Origin of the sequence: Nonomuraea antimicrobica, from assembly GCF_039536965.1 — a bacterium.
Classification (GTDB): Bacteria; Actinomycetota; Actinomycetes; order Streptosporangiales; family Streptosporangiaceae; genus Nonomuraea; species Nonomuraea antimicrobica.
In genome coordinates this window covers 65754-88547 of the sequence record NZ_BAAAZP010000226.1, presented here as the reverse complement: position 1 = coordinate 88547, position 22794 = coordinate 65754, and the positions used below count along the sequence as shown (strand labels likewise).

Here is a 22794-nt window from a genome sequence, read left to right as displayed (position 1 = left end):
GGCGCGCGGACGGGGGCGCGGACGGGGGCGCGACGGCCGCCGGATGGGGCGAACGCGGGCCGGGGACGGAGATCGTCGCGCTGCGGGCGTTCGAGCTGGTCTTCGTGCTGGCCCTGCGTGCCGCGCTGACGAACCTGGCCGACGGCGAGCCCGTCCTGCGCGCCCTGCGGCACCCGGCCGTGGGGGCGGCGCTGCTGGCCGTACAGACGAGGTTCGCCGAGCCATGGACGGTGGAGAGCCTGGCCGCCGAGGCCGGGATGTCGCGCTCGGCCTTCGCGGCGGCCTTCCGCGAGCTGGTCGGCGAGGCGCCGATGCGGCACCTGACCGCGCGCCGCATGCAGGAGGCCGCCAGGCTCCTCGCCGGGACCGCGCTCCCGCAGAGTGCCGTCGCCCGCCGGGTCGGATACCGGTCGACTGTCGGATTTCACCTTGCCTTTAAGCAGTGGCACGGCTGCACTCCCGGCGAATATCGCCGAACCGCCGGAGTTTAAGCAGGTCGGAGAGGGTGTAATTGATACCCTGACACCCTCTTCATGAATTGCAAATTTATGCAATTTGGGACAATGCGGGGCTGTCTTTACACCGAGGGAGTGATGGTGAACGGACCTTTGACGTGCATGTACGGTCACAGGAACGATCCGCACGGTGACACGGCGTGACGGCCGTGATCGCCGCAGGGTGGGGCCGCGTACGCGCCGTGCTGCCCGAACGCGCCGCGCTGGCCGCCATGTGCCGCCACCCCCGCCATGACCTGATGGCCGGGCTCACGGTGGCGATCGTGGCGCTGCCGCTGGCGCTCGGCTTCGGCATCTCCTCCGGCATGGGCGCCGCCTCCGGCCTGGCCACGGCCGTGGTAGCCGGGTCGCTGGCCGCGTTGTTCGGCGGGTCGGCGCTGCAGGTGTCCGGCACCAGCGGGGCGATGACGGTCGTGCTCATGCCGATCATGAGCACCCACGGCGCCACGGGAGTGCTGACCGTCGGCCTGATGGCCGGGCTGATGCTCGTCGGGCTCGGCCTGGTCCGCGCCGGCCGGTTCATGGCCCTCGTCCCCGCCCCCGTGGTCACCGGCTTCACCGTGGGCATCGCGTGCGTGATCGGCCTGCAGCAGATGCCGCACGCGCTCGGCGTCACCCCGCACGGCAGCGACAAGGTTCCCGTCGTGGCCTGGCACGCCGTCATCGACTTCCTGGCCAGGCCCCACTGGCTGGCCATGTGCACCGCCCTGGTCGTGGCCGCGGTGCTGCTGGCGGGCGCGAGCGTGCGGCCGACGGTGCCGTTCTCGCTGCTGGCCGTGGTCGTCGTCACCGTCGTGGCCGAGCTGGCCGCGCTGCCCCTGGCCAGGATCGGGCACCTGCCCCAGGGGCTGCCCGTGCCGTCGCTGGCCTTCCTCGACCTCCAACTGCTGCCGTCGCTGCTCGCCCCGGCCGTCGCGGTGGCCGCTCTGGCGGCGCTGGAGTCGCTGCTGTCGGCCTCCGTCGCCGACAACATGACCGGCCGGCACCGGCACGACCCCGACCGGGAGCTGTTCGGCCAGGGCATCGCCAATCTCGTCACCCCGCTGTTCGGCGGCATGCCCGGCACCGGCGCCATCGTACGCACCGCCGTCAACGTCCGCTCCGGCGCCCGCTCCCGCCTGGCCGCGCTCTCCCACGCCCTCATCCTGGGCGCGATCGTCTACCTGGCCGCCGGGCTCGTGGCCCGCATTCCCCTCGCCGCCCTCGCCGGGGTGCTGCTGGCCACCTCCGTGCGGATGGTCGAGCGCGACACGCTGCGGGCCATGTTCCGCTCCACCCGCAGCGACGCCGTGGTGCTCGTGGCGACCGGCGTGGCCACGCTGATGCTCGACACCGTGCTGGCCGTCATCTTCGGGCTCGTGGTGGCCGGGGCGCTGGCGCTGCGCGCGATCGCCCGCAACGTACGCTTCGACCAGGAGCCGCTCCGGCACGACCTGCAGCCGCAGCACACCGAGGAGGAGCACGCGCTGCTCGCCGAGCACGTCGTCACCTACCGGCTGGACGGGCCGCTGTTCTTCGCCGCCGCCCACCGGTTCCTCATGGAGGTGTCGGAGGTGACCGACGTCTCGGTGGTGGTGCTGCGCATGCGCCGGGTGACCACCATCGACGCCAGCGGCGCGCTGGTGCTGGGCGACGCCATCGAACGGCTCGAAAGGCGGGGCATCACGGTGTACGTGTCGGGCATCCCCGACGGCCAGCACCAGCCGCTGGAGGCGCTCGGCGTGATCGCCCGGCTGGACGACGCGGGCCGGGTGTTCGCGACGACCGACGCCGCCATCGAGGCCGCCCGCGAACGCCTGCACACCACGGGCGTCCTCCCCCGGCTGGCGGGCTGAGCGTGTGCCACTCGCCGACAGAAGCTCAGGCCAGCGGGCGCGGCTCGGGCAGGCGGAGGCGGTCGACGGCCTCGCGGCGGGTGCGTTCCGGGCGGCGGTCGTAGCGGGCCGTGGTGGCCGGTGAGGAGTGCCCCACCAGGGCCTGCGCCGTGACCAGGTCGACCCCGGCGTCCAGCAGCTCGCCGATGAACGTACGCCGGAAGTCGTGCGCCGTGCGCCGCGACGCCCCCGCCTCGCCGAACCGGCGCGACAGGATGTCGGAGATGCCCTGCCCCGTCAGCCCCACCGGCCGCCCGTCGCGCGTCCGCAGCCGCCCCGCCCTGCTGATCGGGCTGAACAGCGCGCCCGGCTCGGCGCCGCGTACCGCCAGCCAGCGCTCGACCAGCCCGATCGCGTCCGTCGTCAGGTACACCAGGCGCTCCTTGTCGCGCTTGCCGCGCACCCGCAGCGAGCGCGACCCCGGGTCGTAGTCGGCCACCGCCAGGCCGCCCAGCTCGGCGCGGCGGCAGCCGGTCGAGTAGAGCACGGCGATCAGCGCCGCGTCGCGCACCCCGGACGCCGAGTCGTCGCAGGCCGCCAGCGCCGCCCCCACCACCTCGGGCGGCACGTGGTGCCCGGACGGCAGGCGGCTCTGGCGCACCGGGGCGAGGTCGGAGGCGCGGGCGAGGTCTTCCGCGCTGGTCTGGCCCAGCCGCCACGCCTCCTTCAGCACCCGGCGCAGCGCCACCAGGTGCTTGTTGACGTACGCGGCCGACCAGCCCTGGTCGGTGAGCAGCGTACGGATGCGCACGGTGTGCTCGTAACGCAGCAGGTGCCACGGCTGGCCCGCACCGGTCGCGCTCTCGTCGCCGGTGAGCAGGCGGGCCAGCCGGTCGAGGCAGCCGCGCATGGTGCGCCGCGACTCCGCGCTCGTGAGCGAGTCGAGATAGACGTGGTACGGGTCGCGCGCCGGCTCGACCGGCGGCGCCTCCGGCGCGGGTACGGCGGGCAGGCTCACCCGGATGATCCTAGAAGCCCCGGGCGGGCCGCGCCGCTCAGAACGGCCCGGTGAGTTCGCCCAGCTTGCCGGTCAGCTCCAGGTTGGCCGAGTAGTCGACGGGCACCGCGACCACCGACACCACGTCGTCGGCCAGCGCCTTGCGCAACGTCGGCAGCAGCTCGGCGGCGCTGGTCACCCGGTAGCCGCGGGCTCCGAAGCTCTCGGCGTACTTGACGAAGTCGGGGTTGCCGAAGGCCACGTCGGAGCTGCGCCCCAGCTCCAGGTCCATCTTCCACTCGATCAGCCCGTACGCGCCGTCGACCCACACCAGCACCACGAACGGGATCCGCTCCCGCACGGCCGTCTCCAGCTCCTGCGAGTTCATCAGGAACGCCCCGTCGCCGGTCGCCGCCAGCACCCGCCGCCGCGGGTGCGCCAGCTTGGCCGCCAGCGCCCCCGGCACCGCGAACCCCATGGCCGACAGCCCGTTGGAGACCAGCATCGTGTTCGGCTCGTACGTCGGGTACATGCGGGCCATCCACATCTTCACCGCGCCCGTGTCGGCCAGCACGATGTCCTCGCGCCCCATGGCCGCGCGCACGTCGGCCACCACGCGGCGCGGCGACAGCGGGAACCCGCTCTCAGAACGCCCCTGCTCCAGCTCCTCCCGCACCATGCGGCGGATCCGCTCGCCGGTGCCGTTGATCTCGAACCGCCGGTGCACCGCGTCGCCGAGCGCGTGCAGCGAGCGGGAGATGTCGCCCTGCACGCCGACCGCCACCGGGTAGTGGTCGTCCACCTCGGCCGGGAAGCCGTGAATGTGGATGATCTTCTTGTCGCGCATCGGGTTGATCTTGGCCGGGTCGAACTCCTGCAGCTCGTAGCCGACGCTGATCAGCACGTCGGCCTCGTCGAAGCCGAAGTTCACGTAGTCGTGGCGCATGAAGCCCACCGCGCCCAGCGCGTGCCGGTGGTCGTCGGGGAAGACGCCCTTGCCGTTGAACGTGGTCGCCACCGGCAGGCCGAGCCGCTCGGAGAAGCGCACCAGCGCGTGCGAGGCCCCCGCCCGGGTGGCGCCGTGCCCGGCCAGCACGATCGGCCTGCGGGCGGTGGCCAGCACGTCGGCGGCGCGGGCGATCTGGGAGGGGGAGGGGTCCTGCGGGCGCGGGACGTTGACCGGCAGCGGCCGCAGGCCGTCGGGCAGCGGCGCGGACTCGACGTCCTCGGGGATGGCCAGGTAGACGGCGCCCGGCCGCTCGGTCTGGGCCGTCTTGAATGCCTTGCGGATCAGCTCGGGCAGGGCCTCGGCCGTGGGCGCCAGCTCCGACCACTTGGTGATCGGCCTGAACAGCGACACCAGGTCGACCACCTGGTGCGACTCCTTGTAGATGCGGTCGAGCCCCACCTGCGCCGTGATCGCCACCACCGGCGTGCTGTTGGTGGTGGCGTCGGCCACGCCGAGCTGCAGGTTGATCGCGCCGGGGCCGAGCGTGGCCGAGGCCACGCCCGCCCTGCCGGTCAGCCTGCCGTAGATCTCGGCCATGAACGCCGCGCCCTGCTCGTGCCGGACCAGGACGTAGCGGATGGAGGAGTCTCTGAGCGCGTCGACGAAGTGGATGTTCTCCTCGCCCGGGATGCCGAAGACGTATTCGACGCCCTCGGCCTCCAGAGCCTGCACGATGAGCCGGGCCGCGGTGCTCCGCGGGGCCTGCGCTGACATGCGAAACGCCTTCTCTCATGAACGACTTCGTCCCTGACAGCACCGGGGGACGCCGGTTCATTCCGGCGGATCATCCCAGGCGCGCCACCCCGTCCAGGAGGCGGTCCACGTCCGAGCGGTCGTTGTAGTGGACCAGGCCGGCCCGCACCGCGCCGCCCGAGTCGCGGATGCCGAGCACGCCGGTCAGCTCCCAGGCGTAGTTGTGGCCGTTCCAGACGTTCACCCCGAGCTTGGCCAGGTGCTCGGCGGCCTGGCGCGGGCTGTGGCCGGACACGTTGAAGTAGGCGGTGGCGGTGCGCCTGGCGGGCTTGCCGTACAGCATGACGTGCGGCATCGTCTCCAGCCCGGCGATCAGCTCCGCGAACAGCGCCAGCTCGTGCTCCTCGGCGGCGGCCATCGAGGTCAGCAGGCGTTCGCGGCGGCTGCCCGAGCCCGGCACCATGGCGGCCAGGTGGTCGACGGCGGCGGTCACCCCTTCGAGGTCCGCGAAGGCCGCCGTGCCGGTCTCGAACCGGTGCGGCACCGTGTCGGGTGAGGAGGCCAGCTTGTCCGGCCTGATCGTCTCCAGCAGCGCCGGGTCCGCGACCACCGCGCCGATGTGCGGGCCCGACCACTTGTAGGCGCTGGTGGCGTAGAGATCGGCGCCCAGCGCGCGCATGTCCACGGGGCCGTGCGGGGTGGCGTGCACGCCGTCCACGAACACGAGCGCCCCCGCCCGGTGCGCCAGCTCGGCGATGGCGGGCACGTCCGGACGGGTGCCGAGCACGTTGCTGGCCGCCGTGACCGCGACCACCCGGGTGCGCTCGTTGATCAGGCTCGCGTACTGCTCGACCGGCAGCTCGCCGGTGACCGGGTCCACCTCGGCCCAACGTACGGCGGCGCCGGTCTGGGTCCACGGGCGGACGTTGGCGTCGTGGTCCAGCCGGGAGACCACCACCTCGTCGCCGGGCCCCGCGATCGCGCCGGCCAGGCGGTAGGTGAGCGTGGTCATGTTGGGCCCGAGGATCACGCCGTCCGGGTGGCCGCCGACCAGGTCCGCCACGGCGGCGCGGCAGGCGGCCACGATGGCGTCGGAGCGGTGGCTCGCGGGGAAGGCGCCGCCCACGTTGCCGATCCCCGTCCGGTAGGCGGTGGCGATGGCGTCGATCACGGGCCGGGGGAGCTGCGTGCCGGCGGCGCCGTCGAGGTAGGCGTGGCCGTCGGCAAGAGCTGGGTACGTAGCACGTACCTCTTTGATGGGGAAAGGCATGATATGTAGATGCTCACCTTGCGAGACCTCAACCGTGCGACTCTGGCCCGTCAGTACCTTTTGTCCCGTCATGAGGGGGACGTGGGCGACGTCGTGCACCGGCTCGCGGGGCTGCAGGCCCAGGAGCCGCGGCCACCGTACCTCGGGGTGTGGGCGCGGCTGGCGGGGTTCGAGCGCGATCACCTGCACGCCGCGCTGCACGCGCGCACGCTCGTGCGCGCCACCCTGTGGCGGGCCACCCTGCACCTGGTGACGGCCGCCGACTTCGCCGCCTTCCGCCCGGCGGTGGAGCCCGTGCTGGCCGCCGCCGCGCGCCGCTTCGACGGCGTCGACTTCGCGGCCGTCGGGGCCGCCGCCGACCGGCTGCTCGCGGCCGGGCCCATGACCTTCAACGAGCTGCGGCCCAGACTGCTGGCGGAGTTCCCCGACGGGTACGACCGCACGCTCGGCTACGTGGCACGCATGCTCACCCCGCTGGTCGTCGAGCCGACGCAGGACCGGTGGAGCTATCCCCGCGACCCGGCGTTCGGGCTGCCCGGCATCGAGCCGCGGCCCGCCGGCCTGCCCGCGCTCGTCGAGCGGTACCTGGCCGCCTTCGGCCCCGCCAGCCCCGCCGACGTGCAGACCTGGTCGGGGCTGCGCGGGCTGCGGAAGGTCATGACGGGCATGGATCTGGAGCGGGTCACCGACTTCACCGGCAGGGAGCTGTTCGACCTGCCGGGCGCGCCCAGGCCGGGCGGAGACGCGCCCGCGCCCGTACGCTTCCTGCCCGACTTCGACACCCTCGTCCTCGGCCACGCCGACCGTACCCGGGTGCTGGCCGACGAGCACAAGGGCCTGGTGGCCACCAAGAACCTGCGGGTGCGGGCCGTCTACCTGGTGGACGGGTTCGCCGCCGGCACCTGGCAGATCAAGCGGTCGGGCAGGCGGGCCAGGCTGCTGCTCAGCCCCTTCGGGCCGGTCGACCTGAAGCCGCTGGAGGAGGAGGGCACGCGACTGCTGGCCTTCGCCGAGCCCGACGCCACGTCGCTGTCCCTTGAGATCGTGCCCTGAGATCGTGGGGCCGCGCCAGGCGGTGTGCGTGGGCGCGGTCGTCCTGACGGAACTGTCGGTGGCATGTGGGAGCTTGAGGACGGTGCCCGGCTCTTCTGGTGTGGTCATGCGCTCGCAACCGTTGGGTACCGTGGTGAGAGGGGCCCTTCCCGGCCTTTCGCTTCTTCTGTTCGCCGACATCCCAAGGTGCCGATGGTCGCAGCCGCACTCTTCCGCGCATTTTTAGGTCTGACCTTATTTCGGGTCGGCTCTCATCTGGAGCCTTCCTGAAGTCAGGCGTGACCTACCCAGGTCGCCGTCCAAGCCCAAAGCCAGCGAGGAGAGAGTTTTGTCCCAAGCAGCAGAGGTTCTCGAACTGGACGACACCGTGGCCGACGGTGCCGCCGGCGACGGCGCCGACGGCGGCACGGCCGTCGCCGCCGACTCGGTCAAGACCTATCTCAAGGCGATCGGCCGCGTGCCCCTGCTGACCGCCGAGCAGGAGATCGAGCTGGCCAAGCGCATCGAGGCCGGGCTGTTCGCCAGAGAGCGGCTCGACACCGAGCCCGACCTGCCCGACGATCTACGCGCCGACCTCGAATGGATCGCCGACGACGGCGCCCGCGCCAAGCGCCGCATGCTGGAGGCCAACCTGCGGCTGGTCGTCTCCATCGCCAAGCGCTACACCGGGCGCGGCATGCTCTTCCTCGACCTGATCCAGGAGGGCAACCTCGGCCTGATCCGGACGATCGAGAAGTTCGACTACCGGCTCGGCTACAAGTTCTCCACCTACGCCACCTGGTGGATCAAGCAGGCCATCACCCGGGCCATGGCCGACCAGGCCCGTACGATCCGCATCCCGGTGCACATGGTGGAGCTGATCAACAAGGTCGCGCGCACCCAGCGCCGCCTGCAGAGCGACCTGGGCCGCGAGGCCACCCCCGAAGAGATCGCCAAGGAGTGCGAGCTCGAGGTCGACCGCGTCATCGAAGTCCAGGGCTACGGTCGCGAGCCCATCTCCCTGCACCTGCCGCTGGGCCAGGAGGGCGACAGCGAGTTCGGCGACCTCATCGAGGACGCCGAGGCCGTCTCCCCGGCCGAGGCCGTCTCCTTCACCCTGCTCCAGCAGCAACTGCACGCCCTGCTCGACCAGCTCTCCGAGCGCGAGGCCGGGGTGATCACCATGCGCTACGGCCTTCAGGACGGCAAGCCGATGACCCTCGACGAGATCGGCCGCGTCTACGGCGTCACCAGAGAGCGCATCCGCCAGATCGAGGCCAAGACGATGTCCAAGCTCCGCCACCCCTCCCGCTCCCTGGCCCTGCGCGACTACCTGAGCTGACCCCGCTCGGCGCACCCGCCACTTCGTCACGGGCCGACCGCCACGAGACTCGGGCCTGCCTCCGTCCCGATGGGACCTCCGCCGGAAGCACGACGGCGGACCGGGCGAAGTGACCAAGGGAGACGCCTCACGGGCGCGCCACGGCGAAACCCCGACATCCCGGCCAGGCGCCGGGGAGGCCGGGAGCCGTGGCAGAAAGGCTGGCCCAACGGTGAGCCAAGACTGTCGCCACAGCCCATGGAGTCCGGTGCCGCTGACCTAGATTCCCAGGGGTGAAACGCTCCCGTTCCAGCCTCGTCCACCAACTGACGTACGCGGTCAAGAACCCGCGGAAGATCCTCCCCCACCTGCGGCGGCTGGTCCGCGACATGTGGTTCAGGCTGCACACGCGGGACCACGTCGCCTACTACCGGGCCGTCATGAGGTCCGACACCGCCCGCGACCCCGAGGGCGCCGTCGGGTCGCACACCCACAGGCGGTGGCTGGCGCTGGGCCGCATGCAGTTCGACTACCTCGTCGAGCACGGTCTCAAGCCGGAGTGCCGGATGCTGGAGATCGGGTGCGGCAACCTGCGGGCGGGCCACCTGTTCATCGGCTACCTGCACACCGGCAACTACTACGGCATCGACATCTCGCCCGACATCCTCGTGGCCGCCCAGGACACGATCGTCACGTACGGGCTCGCCGACAAGGTGCCGTACCTCACTCCCGTACGCGACCTGCGGCTCGGGTTCCTGCCCGACGCGCACTTCGACGTCGTGCACGCGCACAGCGTCTTCTCGCACTCCCCGCTGGACGTGATCGAGGAGTGCTTCGCGCACGTGGGCAGGGTGATGAAGCCGGGCGCCTGGTTCGACTTCACCTTCGACAGGACCGAGGGCAAGGAGCACCAGGTGCTGCGGGAGGACTTCTACTACCGCACCGAGACGCTCGTCGCCCTGGCCGACAGGTACGGCTTCGACGCCGCGTTCATGGACGACTGGGAACGGCTGCCGCACAAGCAGTCGAAGCTCCGCCTCACCAAGTGCGCATCCGCCTGACCTCCCCCTCTTCGCCCATCCAGGACGTTACTCACGGTTACCAGTAAGTCACATCTGGCTCCGGCGAGCCTGGGGGAGCCAACCGGCCCGGTGATACGAACGGGTGGGGTGACTCGCTATGGAGTCATGTTGCTCGCGCGGGGAACGGCCGGGCAAGGTTCGGTCCACTCAGCGGACCGGGGACGGGCGGAGCCGGTCGGCGCCGGGTGTCAGAGGAGGCCGGCGTCGCGGACCTTCATGGCCACGTGGACGCGGTTGTCGGTGCCGAGTTTGGCGAAGATGCGGGTGATGTTCGCCTTCACGGTGGCCACGCTCACCGAGAGGTCTCTGGCGATCTCGGCGTTCGAGCTTCCCCTGGCCACCTCGATCGCGACCTCGCGCTCGCGGTCGGTGAGCGTGGCCAGCTCGCGGGCCGCCTCCGGGCGGCGCGGCTCGTAGCGGCCGGTGGCGGCGGCGATCACCTGCTGCGCGACGCTCGGCGACAGCACCGGCTCGCCCCTGGCCACCGCCCGCACCGCCTCGATCATCTTCGGCGGCGGCGTGTCCTTCAGCAGGAACCCGTTGGCGCCGAGCTGGAGCGCCCGCAGCACCAGGTCGTCGGCGTCGAACGTGGTCAGGACCAGGATGCGCGGCGGCCTCTGACGGCTCAGCATCAGCTCGGTGGTGGTCAGCCCGTCCTGCTCGGGCATCCGGATGTCCATCAGCACCACGTCGGGACGCAGGTCGCGGATCACGTCCATGGCCTGCCTGCCGTCGCCCGCCTCGCCCACCAGGTCGAGGTCGGGCTCCCCGCCGAGGATGAGGCGCAGCCCCGTGCGCACCATCGGGTCGTCGTCCACGATCACCACTCTGATCACGGGGTCAAGCCTCCCACCGGAGCAGGGCGTCGAGGACGAAACGCCCGTCACGTACGTCATGGGTGATCGTGCCGCCGGCCATCCGCGTCCGCTCGGCCAGCCCCACGAGCCCCAGCCGTCCCCCTGGCCCGGCCGCCGCCCCCGGCGCGATCGCGTTGCTAACCCGGATGCGCAGCCCGTCGCCCGGCCGTCCGCCGATCTCCGCCCGCACGGGACGGCCCGGCGCGTGCTTGCGCGCGTTGGTGAGCGCCTCCTGGACGATCCGGTACGCGTGCCGCCCCGTCTGCGTCGGCAGCGACTCCCTGGCCTCGACGGTGTCGTCCACCTCGACCCGCTGACCGGCGGCGCGTACCTCCGCGAACAGGGCCCCCAGGTGGGCCAGCGTCGGCTGCGGCGACTCCAGGCCGCTCGCCGCCCCGCCATCGCCGTCCGGCGCGTCGCGGGAGTCGCGCAGGGTGCCGAGCACGGCGCGCAGCTCGTTGAGCGACTGGTGGGCGTTCTCCTGGATCGCCAGGGCGGCCTCACGCGTCTGCTCGGGGCCGAGATCCCGGCGATAGGCCAGGCCGCCCGCCAGCATGGCCAGCAGGGAGATCCGGTGCGCCAGGACGTCGTGCATCTCCTGGGCGATCTTGAGGCGTTCGGCCAGCTTGGCCTGCTCCACCCGCTGCTCCTGCGCCGCCGCCTCTGCCGTCCGGCGCGCGGCCAGCAGCTCGCGCCGCCCGCGCAGGTAGAGGCCGAAGACGGTCAGCCCGCCCAGCATCGTGGCTCCGACCAGGCCGTACAGGGCGGTCAAGGGGGTCAGCGGGAAATCGTCCTTCCACCGGGTGGAGACGACGAAGCAGCTCCAGAAGACCACCGCCACGGTGACGATCTGCCACCGGCGCCGATGCGTGGTCAGCGAGGCGAACGCCACCACCGCCGGGCCGACGACGGAGAGCGAGAAGGCGGTGGAGGCGGCCGTGACCAGCGCCGTCTGCCACGGCCACCTGCGCCGCAACGGCAGCAGCAGCAGGCCCGCCGCGCCGATCCCCATGTCGAGGAACAGCATCGGGTCGACCGCCGGCGCCCGCGAGTCGAGGGCGACCAGCAGCAGGACGTGGAAGCCGAGGGGGAGGGCGGCGAACAGGTAGAGCAGCACGGTCCCCAGCGTGTCGTCGGACGGCCGCCCGCCGGAGGACGAGAGCCGTGGGGCGAGCGGCGGGCGATCGCCTCGGGGCGCGGCGGGGTGGTCGGGCACGGCCTCCAGCCTAGACACGGTCCGGGCCGGGCTTTAGCGACCCAGGTCCACGTCGCTGCCGACCGTGGTCGCGCCTCTCGTCGCCCCTGGTCTCCCTGGAGCCCGGCGCCGCCGGGTCCGTGGGCCATCCGCCCCTGGACGGTGGGCGGCAACGGCCGCCGCCGTTGCCGCCCTGCCGACGGGAACTCTCGACCCAGGTCCGATGAGGCCGGGGGCGCGTTTCCTGTGGACTGGGCCCGTGATCGAATTCCACCGCGTCAGCAAGGCGTACAACGAGGTGAAGGCGCTGGACGACGTGTCCTTCACCGTCCACCCGGGCACCGTCACCGGGTTTCTCGGGCCGAACGGCGCAGGTAAGTCCACGGCCATGCGCATCCTGGCCGGGCTGTCCCGTCCCACGTCGGGCTCGGCCACCGTGCTGGGGCGGCCGTACGCGGAGCTGGAGCGTCCCGGCTTCGACGTCGGCACGCTGCTCGACGCGGGCGCCCAGCACCCGGGCCGCACCGGGCGCGAGGTGCTGGTCCTGGGCGCCATGATGCTCGGCCTGCCCCGATCGCGCGTGGACGAGGTGCTGGAGTCGGTGGGGCTGGCCGGCCGGGAGGCCGGGCGGGCCGTCAGGGGCTACTCGCTCGGCATGCGGCAGCGCCTCGGCATCGGCCACGCGCTGCTCGGCCGCCCCCGGGTGCTCATCCTCGACGAGCCGGCCAACGGCCTCGACCCCCAGGGGATCCAGTGGATGCGCGGGCTGTTGCGCGGCCTGGCCGACTCGGGGTGCGCGGTGCTGCTCAGCTCGCACCTGCTGTACGAGGTGGAGCAGGTGGCCGACCGCATCGTGCTGATCGGCGGCGGCCGGGTGCTGGCCGAGGGCACCCTCGCCGAACTCGGCCGGGGCCGCAGCCTGGAGCAGACGTTCCTCGACCTCACCTCGCCGATCTGAGCCGTTCGGAGGCTGAAATGACGACAGACACCCGGATCGCCCGGCGCATCCCCTTCGGGAGGTTGGTGCGGGTCGAGACGCGCAAGATGCTGGACACCCGCACCAGCGTGATCATGACGGGCACCCTGATCCTCCTGGCGCTGGCGCTCGTCGCCGGTCGCGGCATCGCCACCGGCCCGGCCAACCTGTTCACCCTGGCCGGGACGGCCGCGATCGCGCTCGGTGTGCTGCTGCCCGTCCTGGGCATCCTCACGGTCACCGGTGAGTGGAGCCATCGCACCGCGCTGACCACGTTCGCACTGGAACCCCGGCGGGGGCGGGTTCTGGTGGCCAAGTGCGTGCCCGTGCTGGCCGCGGCCGTGGTGGCCTGCCTGCTGGCGCTGCTGGTGGCGGTGCCGGTGACCGCCGTCGCCGCGGCCGTGCACGGTGTGGAGGCCACGTGGCGGCTGGAGCCGGGGGCGGTGCTGGGGTGGATCGCGACGATGGTCATCCTGACCGCCCAGGGCCTGGCCATGGGGATGCTGCTGCTGAACGCGCCGGCGGCGATCGTGATCTCCCTGGTCAATCCCATGGCGTGGGGTTTCGTGGGGCAGCTCGGCGGCGCGGGGGAGTTCCTGACGGAGTGGTTCGACCTGAACACCACCACCAACGCGCTCATCGACGGCCGCATGACCGGCGGCGACCTCGCCAGGCTGGCCACGTCGGTGCTGGTCTGGGTCGTGATCCCCATGGGGGCGGGGGTTCTGCGCGTGCTGCGGAGGGAGGTGCGCTGATGGCTTTACCGGCAACGTAGATCTTTGCCGGATTCATGGGGATAGGTTTGCGTTTGTCCGGTTTAGGGGCTTAACGTGGGGATCGTTACCCGGCGGGTGACCCGTACCTTACCTAGGGAAACACCCAGGGAAGGCGGTGCCTGCCGGACCCGGTTCCCGGTTCAGGGATCCGGAGTGCGCTCCACTGTAGTTCCGTGCGGCGTGAGGCCCGGCTACGTCCGTCCCGCGAGCGCAAAGTTCCCGTCCCCTAACAAAGGACCTGAATTCCTCGTGTCTGCTCGCCTGCGTTCCCTCGCCCTGCTTGCCGTGTCGGCCGCCACGACCCTCACCGTCGGGTCGGCCTCGGCGCACGCCGCCACGGCCGCAAGCACCAGCACCGCCACCCCCCAGCAGCAGGTCGTGCTGAAGGGCACGACCCTGGCGTCCTACTTCTGGGACGACTCCTCCGGCCGCGCCGGTGACACCGGTCTGCCGGCCGCGGGCAAGCCGATGCAGAAGGGCCTGGTCGCCAGCCCGAGCTGGCCGCTCATGACCGAGGGCTACGTCATCTACCAGGGCAAGAAGCTGCCGTTCTTCGTGGGTGACCGCGGGCCCGGCACTCCCTCCAACCGTGGTGTGATGCTGGACCTGGACGCCAAGACCTTCGCCGAGCTGACCGGCGGCACGTTCAACTCCGAGACCCTGAGCGTGGACGGCGTCGGCGGCAACGGCCACATCAAGATCGAGTACGTCGTCACCAAGTGGGGCGACGGGACCGGCGCGAAGGGCCTCCCGGTGGCCTACTCCACGGGTGCCTGGGCCCAGAAGGACCACACCGTCGAGGCCCAGCCGGTGTCGGTCAAGCGCCCCGCCGAGTGAGGCGGGACCTCCCCGCCGCGTGACGGACCGGCCTCCTTCCCTTCATATCCTCCGCATATCAATGGAGGGTGATTGGTCGGGTAATCGCGGCTCCCGGGGCCGGTGGCGGCAGGATCGAAGGCGTTCACGTTCCCGCACCTTCCTGGGATTTCCATGCGCCTGTTCCTGCACGCCGTCGTCACCCTGGTCACCGCCGTCTCCCTGACGGCCGAGCCGCGCGACCGGGTGAAACGTTCGGACTTCCACGTCACGAGCGACCCGGGCGTCCGGATCGCGGTACGCGAGGTCAGCATGGCCGGGCGCGGCCGTCCGGTGCTGCTGCTGCACGGCGCCCGAGTCCCCGGAACGGCCAGCTTCGACCTGCCGGTGCCCGGCGGCTCCCTGGCCGAGGACCTGGCGCGGGCCGGTCACCGCGTGTACGTGATGGACGCCAGAGGGTACGGCGCCTCCACCCGGCCCCCCGCGATGAACCGCCCGCCCCAGGACGGCCGGCCCGCCGTCCGCTCCGACGAGGTCGTCCGCGACGTGGCCGCCGTCGTGGACCGGATCGCCCCCGGCGGTCAGGTGGCCCTGCTCGGCTGGGCGACCGGCGGCCACTGGCTGGGCCAGTACGCCGCCGCCAACCCCGGCCGCGTCAGCCACCTCGTGCTCTACAACACCCTGTACGGCCCCGGCGACGGCCACCCCACCCTGGGCCGCGGCGGTGACCTGGAGGACCCCGAGCATCCCGGCCGCTTCAACGCCGCCCGTTACGGCGCCTACCGCTACAACACCGCCGCGAGCCTGCTGCCGTCGTGGGACGCGGGCATCCCCGGCGAGGACAAGACGGTCTGGCGCGACCCGGCGGTCGCGGACGCGTACGTGAAGGCCGCGCTCGCCTCCGACTCCACCAGCGGCGACCGTACCCCGCCGAGCTTCCGCGCCCCGTCCGGCGCCATGGAGGACAGCTTCTACCTGGCCACCGGCCGCCAGCTCTGGGACGCGAGCCTGATCACCGCGCGCACGCTCATCCTGCGCAGCGAGAGCGACTTCTGGAGCCGCCCCGACGACGTCACCCGGCTGCGCGCCCACCTCGTGCACGCCCGCGAGGTCAGGAGCGTGGAGCTGACGGAGACCACCCACTACGCGCACCTCGAACGCAGCCGCGCACGTTTCGTGAGTGAAGTCGTGAAGTTCCTGGGTCTTGCCGGTTAGACGATTGTCGGCTTTCAATAAGGCCCATATGGAATGATCCGAAAGGGGCCACATGCGTGGTTTACGGGCGTCCGCAGTTGTCTTATTGATCGTCGCGACCGGGCTGACAGGGGCGCTACCGGCCGTCCCCGCCGTCGCCGGGCCGACGGATCCCGAACCGGTCTCACTGGTCACGCTCTCCGTGCCGGACCGCGCCACCATGGAACGCCTGGTGGCCTCCGGCGCCGACCTCACCGAGCGGGTACGTCCCCAGGCGGACGGCAGCGTCCAGATCGACGCGGTGGTCACGCCGACGCAGCTCGCCGAACTGCGCGCGCTCGGCGCCGCCGAGGCTCCAGGCACCCCGGCGTGGGCCACCGCCAAGGCGGCCCCGGAGCAGGCGCAGAAGGACCAGATCGTCGTCGAGCGGGCCGTCTGGTACGAGTCCCGCGACGGCTACTTCCTGTCGGTCGAGGCGTCCAGCAGCGCCGCCCAGGCCGCCACGCTCACCGTCTCCTGGAAGGGCAAGCGGGGCACGAGCGGGCAGGCCGAAATGGTGGCGTACGTGGACGCGGGGGCGTACCTGGGCCACCAGTTCAGCACCCCGGTCCCGGCCGACGACCAGCCGCAGTGGATCACCGTCACCTCGGCGGGCGGCGGCAAGGCCGAGGCGCGGGTGAAGGAGTGGCCGGACGGCGAGCGTCCCGACAGGACCGGGTCCGGCTACCAGAAGGACTTCGTCACCCAGTACATGACGCCGGCCCAGCTCAACGAGCGGGTCAAGGCCCTGCACCGGCAGTTCCCCCGCCTCACCGAGGTGGTCGAGCTGCCGTACAAGACGAACGGCTACCGGCGACACGCCCAGGCGCTCATCGGGACCCCGCCAGGGGCCGCCGTCGTGGTCACCTCGACCGCGTACGGCTCGGAGGGCGGCAACGACCTGGGCGTCGAGCTGGTCGCCCCCGGCACTCCCGGCAGCCCCCTGCGGGTCACCCTGAACGGCAAGCAGATCACCGTCAGCCTGGCCACCGGCGAGTCCGGCGCCCCGGTCAGCACCGCCGCCCAGGTCGTCGCCGCGATCAACGGCACGCCCGGCCTGCCCGTCAAGGCGGCCCTCTACCGCACCGACCCGGGGGCGGGGGTCATGGCGCCCGCGCCGCTCACCCAGCTCGACGACTTCCTCAACGCCCCCGCCGACGTCTCCCGCGCCCCCGCCCAGGTACTGGCCCTGCGCATCGGCGTGCACCGCGACGGCTCGCGCACCGGCGTGCTGGCCTACTCCCAGGAGCACGCCAGGGAGTGGGTGACGCCGCTGGTCACCATCGAGACGGCCGAGCGGCTGCTGCGCAACTACGCCCGCGACAAGGAGACCCGCCGGCTGCTGGAGCGCACGGACATCTTCATCGTGCCGACCGTCAACCCCGACGGCGCGAACTACAGCTTCTACGACTTCAACGCCCAGCGGAAGAACATGACCAACCACTGCCCGGCCCAGCAGTCCGACCCGGCGCTGCGCAACCAGTGGGGCGTGGACGTCAACCGCAACTACGCCGCCGGCTCCCTGACCGACGGCTACTTCGGCGCCTCGGCCAACTGCCAGAGCGGCTCGTACGCCGGACCGGCCGAGCACTCCGAGCCCGAGAGCCGCAACGTCATCTGGCTGGCCCAGCAGTACCGCAACATCCGCTTCGCCATGAACGTGCACAGCTTCGGCGGCTACTTCATGTGGCCGCCCGGGGCGTACAAGCTCGACGGCCGCGTCAGCCTGCCCAGGCCCACGGCGAAGGAGGAGGCGTACTTCCTGCGGTCGGCCCGGACGATCGAGCAGGCCATCGCCGCCGAGCGCGGCACCGTCATCTGGCCGCAGCAGACCGGCCCAGTGACGGACGTGCTGTACTCGGCCGCCGGGAACTCCGCCGACGAGCTGTGGTACGACTACGGCATCTACGGGTGGGACTTCGAGGTCGGCGCCGACCTGTGGAACCCGCAGACCAGGACCTGGGAGGGCGTGGGATTCCAGCCGCCGTTCAGCGAGGGCCACGCCGAGGCCATGGAGTTCGCCTCGGGTGTGATCTCCCTGATCGGGATCGCCGCCGACTACCGGGAGCCGTGATGCGTCCATCCACCACCCGCCTGCTGCTCGCCGCCCTGCTCCCGGCGGCGGTGCTCATGGCGGTCCCTGCGTCCGCCGAGCCCGCCGGGACGCCGTCCTCCGCCGTGCGCGACTTCGGCAACGGCCCCGAACGCAACGAGGTCGCCGCCGGGCTGCCCGAGGAGGCCGCCGCGCTGCGCGCCGTCCAGGGCGGGGAGCAGCCGTACGGGCACTCCCGCGACCGGGGCTACCCCCGTCAGACGCGGCTGCCGGTGCCCGCGGAGAACCCGGCCGACGCCTCGATCAAGCTCGGGCTGGTGCCGTACCACGGGATCGCGCCCAAGCTCAACGACCTGCAGCGGCGCAGCGACCGGGTGAGCGCGGAGATCATCGGCAGCTCCGCCCAGGGCCGCGACCTCTACCTCGTCACCGTCACCGCGCCGGAGAGCGCCGCCCAGGCGCGCGAGCAGGCCCGGCTGCGCGAGCGGATCGAGGACGACCCGGCCGCCGCCGCGCGGGACCGCGGCTTGGCCAGGCAGTACAAGGCGCCGGTCTTCGTCAACGCCAACATCCACGGCAACGAGTGGGAGGGCACCGACGCGGCGCTGCGTACCATCGAGCAGCTCGCCACCAGCACCGACCCGGCCGTGGCCGACCTGCTCAAGCGCACCCGCCTGTACTTCAACGTCACGGCCAACCCCGACGGCCGCGTCGGCAACCGGCGCCAGAACGGCGCCGGGTTCGACCTCAACCGCGACTTCGTCACCGCCTCGCAGCCCGAGGTCCGCGCCATGCGCCAGGTGCTGATCGACACCCAGCCCGTCGCCATGCTCGACCTGCACGGCTACGTCAACGGCACGCTCATCGAGCCGACCACCCCGCCGCACGGCGGCAACTACGAGTACGACCTGTTCATCACCAACACCTACGCCAACGGCCTCGGCATGGAGGCCGCCGTCAACGCCCTCGGCTACACCCCGGACAAGGACGGCGTGGAGCCCGTGCAGATCCCGTTCCGCGACTCCGAGGAGGGCTGGGACGACTGGCCGCCCATCTTCACCCCGCAGTACGCGCCCTTCCACGGCGCCGTGGCCGCGCACACCGTGGAGATCCCGCTGGACGTCAACGGCTCCGCGTACGAGGAGGAGACGGTCGAGGAGCTGCGCCGCCGCTCGGCCGTCAACACCGACGTGGCCGCCGCCGCGATCCGCGCCACCTACGGCTTCGTCCTGGCCGGGCACGACCGGCTGATCGCCGACCAGATCGAGGTGTTCCGGCGCGCCACGGCCGGTGAGCCGGCCAAGGCCGTCCCGCTGGGCATCGTGCCCGGCTTCGGGCCCGAGGACGTCTACACCACCACCTTCCCGCGCGCGTACGTCATCCCCGCCGGGTCCGCGCAGCGCTCGGGCACGGCCGCCGCGCGGCTGGTGGACCACCTGATCGCCAACGACGTGCGGGTCGAGCGGGCCAGGTCGGCGTTCCGGTCGGGCGGCACGACGTACCCGGCCGGGTCGTACGTGGTGGACATGCGCCAGCCCAAGCGCGGGCTGGCCAACGTCCTGCTGGAGCCGGGGGAGGACATCTCCCCACGGGTCGACGCCATGTACGACATCTCCGGCTGGAGCCACGCCCTGCTCTGGGGCGCCACCGTCGAGCCGGTCGAGTCGCTGCGCGCGAACACCACCCCGGTCAAGGCCGCCGCCCCGACCGGGTCCGTACCGCGCGGACAGGGCCCGCTCGCGCTCGCGGTCACCGACGCCAAAGAGATCAGGGCGGTCAACGACCTGCTCGCCCAGGGCGTCGCGGTGACCTGGGGCAGCGGCGGCACGGCGGTCGTGCCCGCCACGGCCCGGCAGGCGGCCACGACCGTCGCCGACCGGTACGGCGTCGCCTTCACCTCGACCACCGCCACCGGCACCCCGCTCGGACCGGTGCGCGTCGCCGCGGCGGCGTCCGCCGACGAGCTGTTCACGCTGCGCGAGCTGGGCTTCTCCGTCACCCCGGTCTCCACCGCCGTGCTCAACGCGGGTTACGACTGGAGCGGCACGGACGTCCTGTTCGTCTCCAGCGGACTCAACCACGCCGCGCTCAACCCGGCGGCCAGGACGGCGCTCGACGCCTTCCTCGCCACCGGCGGCGTGATCACCCGCGGCGAGACGGGCGCCGCCTTCAACACCGCCGCGGGGCTGCTCACCGCGACCACGGTGGCGGGCCGCGACGACGCCAACGGCGTGGTCCGCACCGTCGCGGAGGACGGCCCGGTCGGCAGCGGGTCGCCGGACCACTCGTTCGTGTACTCGCCGCTGTGGTTCACCGGGCTCGGGCCCGAGGTCACGGTCGAGCAGTCGTACGCGGCCGAGGGGCCGCTGGTCGCCGGCCACTGGCGGGCCGACCGGTCCGGCGCGGGCGGCCAGGACGCGGCCAGAGGCCAGGCCGCCGTGGTCAGCGGCCGGGACGAGCGCGGCGCGGCCGTCGTGCTCTTCGGCACCGAGCCGATGTTCCGCAACCACCCCAAGGGCCTGTTCGGGCAGGTGGCCAAGGCCCTCTACTGGTCGGCCGCGGAAACCGGGGCGACGGTCACCAGCCCTTGACCGACTACCGCCCCATGGCCAGAACCTGTTAGTGTCACCCTTCCGGTCGGAGGTTGCCTCCGGCCGGAAGGTCGTTTCATGACCACTCCACACCCGGCCGTGCGCCCCATGAGCGCCGCCGACCGCCCCCTCGCCGAGCGCCTGTGGCTGATGTTCCGCCACGACATGGCGGACTTCCAGGGCGGGCTGCCCGCCCCCGACGCCACCTACCGCAGCGACCGGCTGCGCTCGGCCTTCGAGCACGCCGACTGGGCCCCCTACCTGTTCACCAGCGGCGACCGGCCCGTGGGCTTCGCGTTCGTGCGCGCGCTGTCCGGCCCGGCGCGCGTGCTGAACAGCTTCTTCGTCGTACGCGGCGCGCGCCGCTCCGGCATCGGCCTGGCGGCCGTACGGGACGTGCTCTCCCGGCACCCCGCCCCCGGTGAGCATCGGGGGCGGGGTCGTCCGTCAGGCCGGGGCGTAGCCGGCGGGCCGGGCGGTGAACGTGCCCCGCCCCTGCGTACGGCTGCGCAGCCGGGTCGCGTACCCGAACACCTCGGCCAGCGGCACCACCGCGGTGATCACCACCGCGCCGGCGCGCGCCTGCGAGCCGGTGACCCGCCCGCGCCGCGCCGACAGATCGCCCAGCACGCCGCCGGCCAGGTCGTCCGGGACGGTCACCGTCACCTCGACCACCGGCTCCAGCACCACCATCGCGCACGAGCGCAGCGCCTCGCGCAGCGCGAACCGCCCCGCCGCGCGGAAGGCCGCCTCGGAGGAGTCCCGCTCGTGCGTGGCCCCGTCGGTCAGCGTGACCCGCAGGCCGGTGACCGGGTGGCCGCCGAGCGGGCCGCCGGACAGCGCGTCCCGGCAGCCGGCCTCGACCGCGCGCACGTACTCGCGCGGCACCCGGGCGCCCGTCACCGTCGAGGCGAAGGCGAAGCCCTCGTCCAGCGGCTCGACGTCGATCACCACGTGGGCGAACTGCCCGGGGCCGCCGTCCTGCTTGACGTGCCGGTACAGCAGCCCCCACACGCCACGCGTGACCGTCTCCCTGAAGGCCACCCGCGGCCGGCCGACGTTCACCTCCAGGCGGTGTTCGAGGCGCAGCTTCTCCGCGGCCACCTCCAGGTGCAGCTCGCCCATCCCGGACAGCACGATCTGCCCGGTCTCGGCGTCGGTCCGCACGGCCAGCGACGGGTCCTCCTCGGTCAGCCGCGCCAGCCGCGCGGCCAGCCGGTCGCCGTCGCCGCTTCCGCGCGGCTCGACCGCCACCGACACCACCGGCTCGGTCACGCCCGGCGGCTCCAGCAGCAGCGGCGCGCCCGCCGCGCACAGGGTCGCGCCCGCGCGGACGGCCTTGGGCCCGGCCACGGCCACGATGTCGCCGGCCACCGCGCGTTCGGTCTCGCTGTGGCGGTCGGCCTGCACGCGCAGGATCCTGGCGATCCGCTCGGTCCGGCCCGTGCCCGCGTCCAGCACCGTGTCCCCCTTCCGCATCGTGCCCGAGTAGACCCGCAGGTACGTCAGCCGCCCGGTCGGCGTCGCGCCGACCTTGAACACCAGCGCGGCCAGCGGCGCGGCCGGGTCGGCGGGCCGGGTCTCGCCGTCGTGCCCGCGCACGGCGGGCACGTCCAGCGGTGACGGCAGGTACCGCACGACCGCGTCGAGGAGCGGCTCGATCCCGCGATCCCGGTACGCGGAGCCGCACAGCACCACGACGCCCTCCCCGGTCCTGGTCAGGTCGCGCAGCGCCGCGACCAGCGTCTCCTCGGAGAGCGACGGCCGCGCGCAGAACTCCTCCAGCGCGCCGGGATGCAGCTCGGCCACCGCCTCCTCCAGCAGCCGGCGCCGCCGCCGCGCCTCCGCCAGCAGGCCGTCCGGCACCGGGCCCGCCTGCGGGACGCCGCCGTCCCACGTCAGGGCGCGCATGCCCAGCAGGTCGACCACACCGGCGAAGCCGCCCTCGCGGCCGATCGGCATCTGCACCGCCAGCGGCGCGGGGTGCAGCCGCCGGCGGATCGACTCGACCGCGGCGTCGAGGTCGGCGCCCGCCCGGTCCAGCTTGTTGACGAACGCCACGCGCGGCACCCCGTGCCGGTCGGCGCGGCGCCACACCGACTCGCTCTGCGGCTCGACCCCGGCGACGCCGTCGAACACCGCGATCGCGCCGTCGAGCACCCGCAGCGAACGCTCGACCTCGTCGGAGAAGTCGACGTGCCCGGGGGTGTCGATCAGGTTGATCCGGTGCCCGTCCCAGTCGCAGCTCGCGGTGGCGGCGAAGATGGTGATGCCGCGCTCGCGCTCCTGGGCGTCGAAGTCGGTGACGGTGGTGCCGTCGTGCACCTCGCCGCGCTTGTAGGTGGCGCCGGTCACGTAGAGGACGCGTTCGGTGACGGTGGTCTTCCCTGCGTCCACGTGGGCGAGGATGCCGAGGTTACGTACGGTGGTCAGCGGGTTGGAGACGCGAGCGCGCATGGCTCGGGAACCTTTCGGGGACGTTCGCCTGACATGACGGCGCGATTCCCCCGGCGAACCTGACCCCGGAGAGGGGCGTCTTCGTCAGGGCAGCAGCCAGAGCCGGC

At 72.7% G+C, this 22794-nt stretch carries 16 protein-coding genes and 1 pseudogene; 11 read left to right on the top strand and 6 right to left on the bottom strand.

Translation table 11 applies throughout. The annotated features are described in order from the left end of the window. Both ABD844_RS48490 and ABD844_RS48485 read left to right on the top strand, forming a co-directional pair. A partial coding sequence (locus ABD844_RS48490; protein ID WP_344895401.1) for a helix-turn-helix transcriptional regulator occupies positions 1-491 on the top strand: 491 nt, incomplete at its 5' end. A gap of 236 nt (positions 492-727) precedes the next feature. After that, positions 728-2350, top strand: a complete 1623-nt coding sequence (locus ABD844_RS48485; protein WP_425568784.1) for a SulP family inorganic anion transporter — start codon at positions 728-730, stop codon at positions 2348-2350. A gap of 25 nt (positions 2351-2375) precedes the next feature. On the opposite strand, the gene ABD844_RS48480 is transcribed toward ABD844_RS48485, so the two are convergent. The 3 genes from ABD844_RS48480 to ABD844_RS48470 all read right to left on the bottom strand — a co-directional run bounded on the left by ABD844_RS48480 (position 2376) and on the right by ABD844_RS48470 (position 6298). After that, entirely contained in the window at positions 2376-3347 is a 972-nt protein-coding gene (locus ABD844_RS48480; protein WP_344895395.1) for a tyrosine-type recombinase/integrase, read from the bottom strand. 37 nt (positions 3348-3384) lie between these two features. Next, positions 3385-5049, bottom strand: a complete 1665-nt coding sequence (locus ABD844_RS48475; RefSeq protein WP_344895392.1) for an acetolactate synthase large subunit — start codon at positions 5047-5049, stop codon at positions 3385-3387. Between the two features lie 70 nt (positions 5050-5119). Then, positions 5120-6298, bottom strand: a complete 1179-nt coding sequence (locus ABD844_RS48470; RefSeq protein ID WP_344895390.1) for a cysteine desulfurase-like protein — start codon at positions 6296-6298, stop codon at positions 5120-5122. A gap of 81 nt (positions 6299-6379) precedes the next feature. On the opposite strand from ABD844_RS48470, the gene ABD844_RS48465 reads away from it, so the two are divergent. From ABD844_RS48465 to ABD844_RS48455, 3 genes and pseudogenes are all read left to right on the top strand, one after another. Next, entirely contained in the window at positions 6380-7351 is a 972-nt protein-coding gene (locus tag ABD844_RS48465) for a winged helix DNA-binding domain-containing protein (RefSeq protein ID WP_344895387.1), read from the top strand. A 418-nt stretch (positions 7352-7769) separates the two neighbouring features. Then, positions 7770-8672 (top strand): annotated as a pseudogene (locus ABD844_RS48460) (RNA polymerase sigma factor); the annotation flags it as partial. A gap of 272 nt (positions 8673-8944) precedes the next feature. Then, entirely contained in the window at positions 8945-9712 is a 768-nt protein-coding gene (locus ABD844_RS48455; RefSeq protein ID WP_344895384.1) for a class I SAM-dependent methyltransferase, read from the top strand. 209 nt (positions 9713-9921) lie between these two features. Here ABD844_RS48455 and ABD844_RS48450 read toward each other — a convergent pair whose 3' ends face one another. After that, positions 9922-10569 carry a response regulator gene (locus ABD844_RS48450; RefSeq protein WP_344895381.1) on the bottom strand — a complete coding sequence of 216 codons (648 nt, stop codon included), beginning with the start codon at positions 10567-10569 and terminating at the stop codon, positions 9922-9924. Between the two features lie 4 nt (positions 10570-10573). Further along, positions 10574-11806, bottom strand: coding sequence for a sensor histidine kinase (locus tag ABD844_RS48445; protein ID WP_344895378.1), 1233 nt, complete (start codon positions 11804-11806; stop codon positions 10574-10576). 238 nt (positions 11807-12044) lie between these two features. On the opposite strand from ABD844_RS48445, the gene ABD844_RS48440 reads away from it, so the two are divergent. The 6 genes from ABD844_RS48440 (at position 12045) to ABD844_RS48415 (ending at position 20230) form a co-directional block, all read left to right on the top strand. After that, positions 12045-12743, top strand: coding sequence for an ABC transporter ATP-binding protein (locus ABD844_RS48440; protein ID WP_344895375.1), 699 nt, complete (start codon positions 12045-12047; stop codon positions 12741-12743). A 17-nt stretch (positions 12744-12760) separates the two neighbouring features. Continuing rightward, positions 12761-13516, top strand: a complete 756-nt coding sequence (locus tag ABD844_RS48435; protein ID WP_344895372.1) for an ABC transporter permease — start codon at positions 12761-12763, stop codon at positions 13514-13516. Positions 13517-13786: 270 nt separating this feature from the next. Next, positions 13787-14374, top strand: coding sequence for a hypothetical protein (locus ABD844_RS48430; RefSeq protein ID WP_344895369.1), 588 nt, complete (start codon positions 13787-13789; stop codon positions 14372-14374). A gap of 153 nt (positions 14375-14527) precedes the next feature. Next, positions 14528-15568, top strand: coding sequence for an alpha/beta fold hydrolase (locus ABD844_RS48425; protein WP_344895366.1), 1041 nt, complete (start codon positions 14528-14530; stop codon positions 15566-15568). A gap of 85 nt (positions 15569-15653) precedes the next feature. After that, on the top strand, positions 15654-17660 hold the full coding sequence (locus ABD844_RS48420; protein ID WP_344895363.1) for a M14 family zinc carboxypeptidase: 2007 nt from the start codon (positions 15654-15656) through the stop codon (positions 17658-17660). Next, on the top strand, positions 17660-20230 hold the full coding sequence (locus tag ABD844_RS48415; protein WP_344895360.1) for a M14 family zinc carboxypeptidase: 2571 nt from the start codon (positions 17660-17662) through the stop codon (positions 20228-20230). The genes ABD844_RS48420 and ABD844_RS48415 overlap by 1 nt, the downstream gene beginning before the upstream one ends. A gap of 447 nt (positions 20231-20677) precedes the next feature. On the opposite strand, the gene fusA is transcribed toward ABD844_RS48415, so the two are convergent. Then, complete coding sequence (gene fusA, locus ABD844_RS48410; RefSeq protein WP_344895357.1) at positions 20678-22687, bottom strand: elongation factor G; 2010 nt, start codon at positions 22685-22687, stop codon at positions 20678-20680. Between the last annotated feature and the right edge of the window lie 107 nt (positions 22688-22794).

Bases quoted from the DNA above. Each gene is read 5' to 3' on its own strand.
- ABD844_RS48485 (WP_425568784.1), top strand. From the start codon at position 728: ATGTGCCGCCACCCCCGCCATGACCTGATGGCCGGGCTCACGGTGGCG.
- ABD844_RS48475 (WP_344895392.1), bottom strand. From the start codon at position 5,049: ATGTCAGCGCAGGCCCCGCGGAGCACCGCGGCCCGGCTCATCGTGCAG.
- ABD844_RS48470 (WP_344895390.1), bottom strand. From the start codon at position 6,298: ATGCCTTTCCCCATCAAAGAGGTACGTGCTACGTACCCAGCTCTTGCC.
- ABD844_RS48435 (WP_344895372.1), top strand. From the start codon at position 12,761: ATGACGACAGACACCCGGATCGCCCGGCGCATCCCCTTCGGGAGGTTG.
- ABD844_RS48425 (WP_344895366.1), top strand. From the start codon at position 14,528: ATGCGCCTGTTCCTGCACGCCGTCGTCACCCTGGTCACCGCCGTCTCC.
- ABD844_RS48415 (WP_344895360.1), top strand. From the start codon at position 17,660: ATGCGTCCATCCACCACCCGCCTGCTGCTCGCCGCCCTGCTCCCGGCG.
- fusA (WP_344895357.1), bottom strand. From the start codon at position 22,687: ATGCGCGCTCGCGTCTCCAACCCGCTGACCACCGTACGTAACCTCGGC.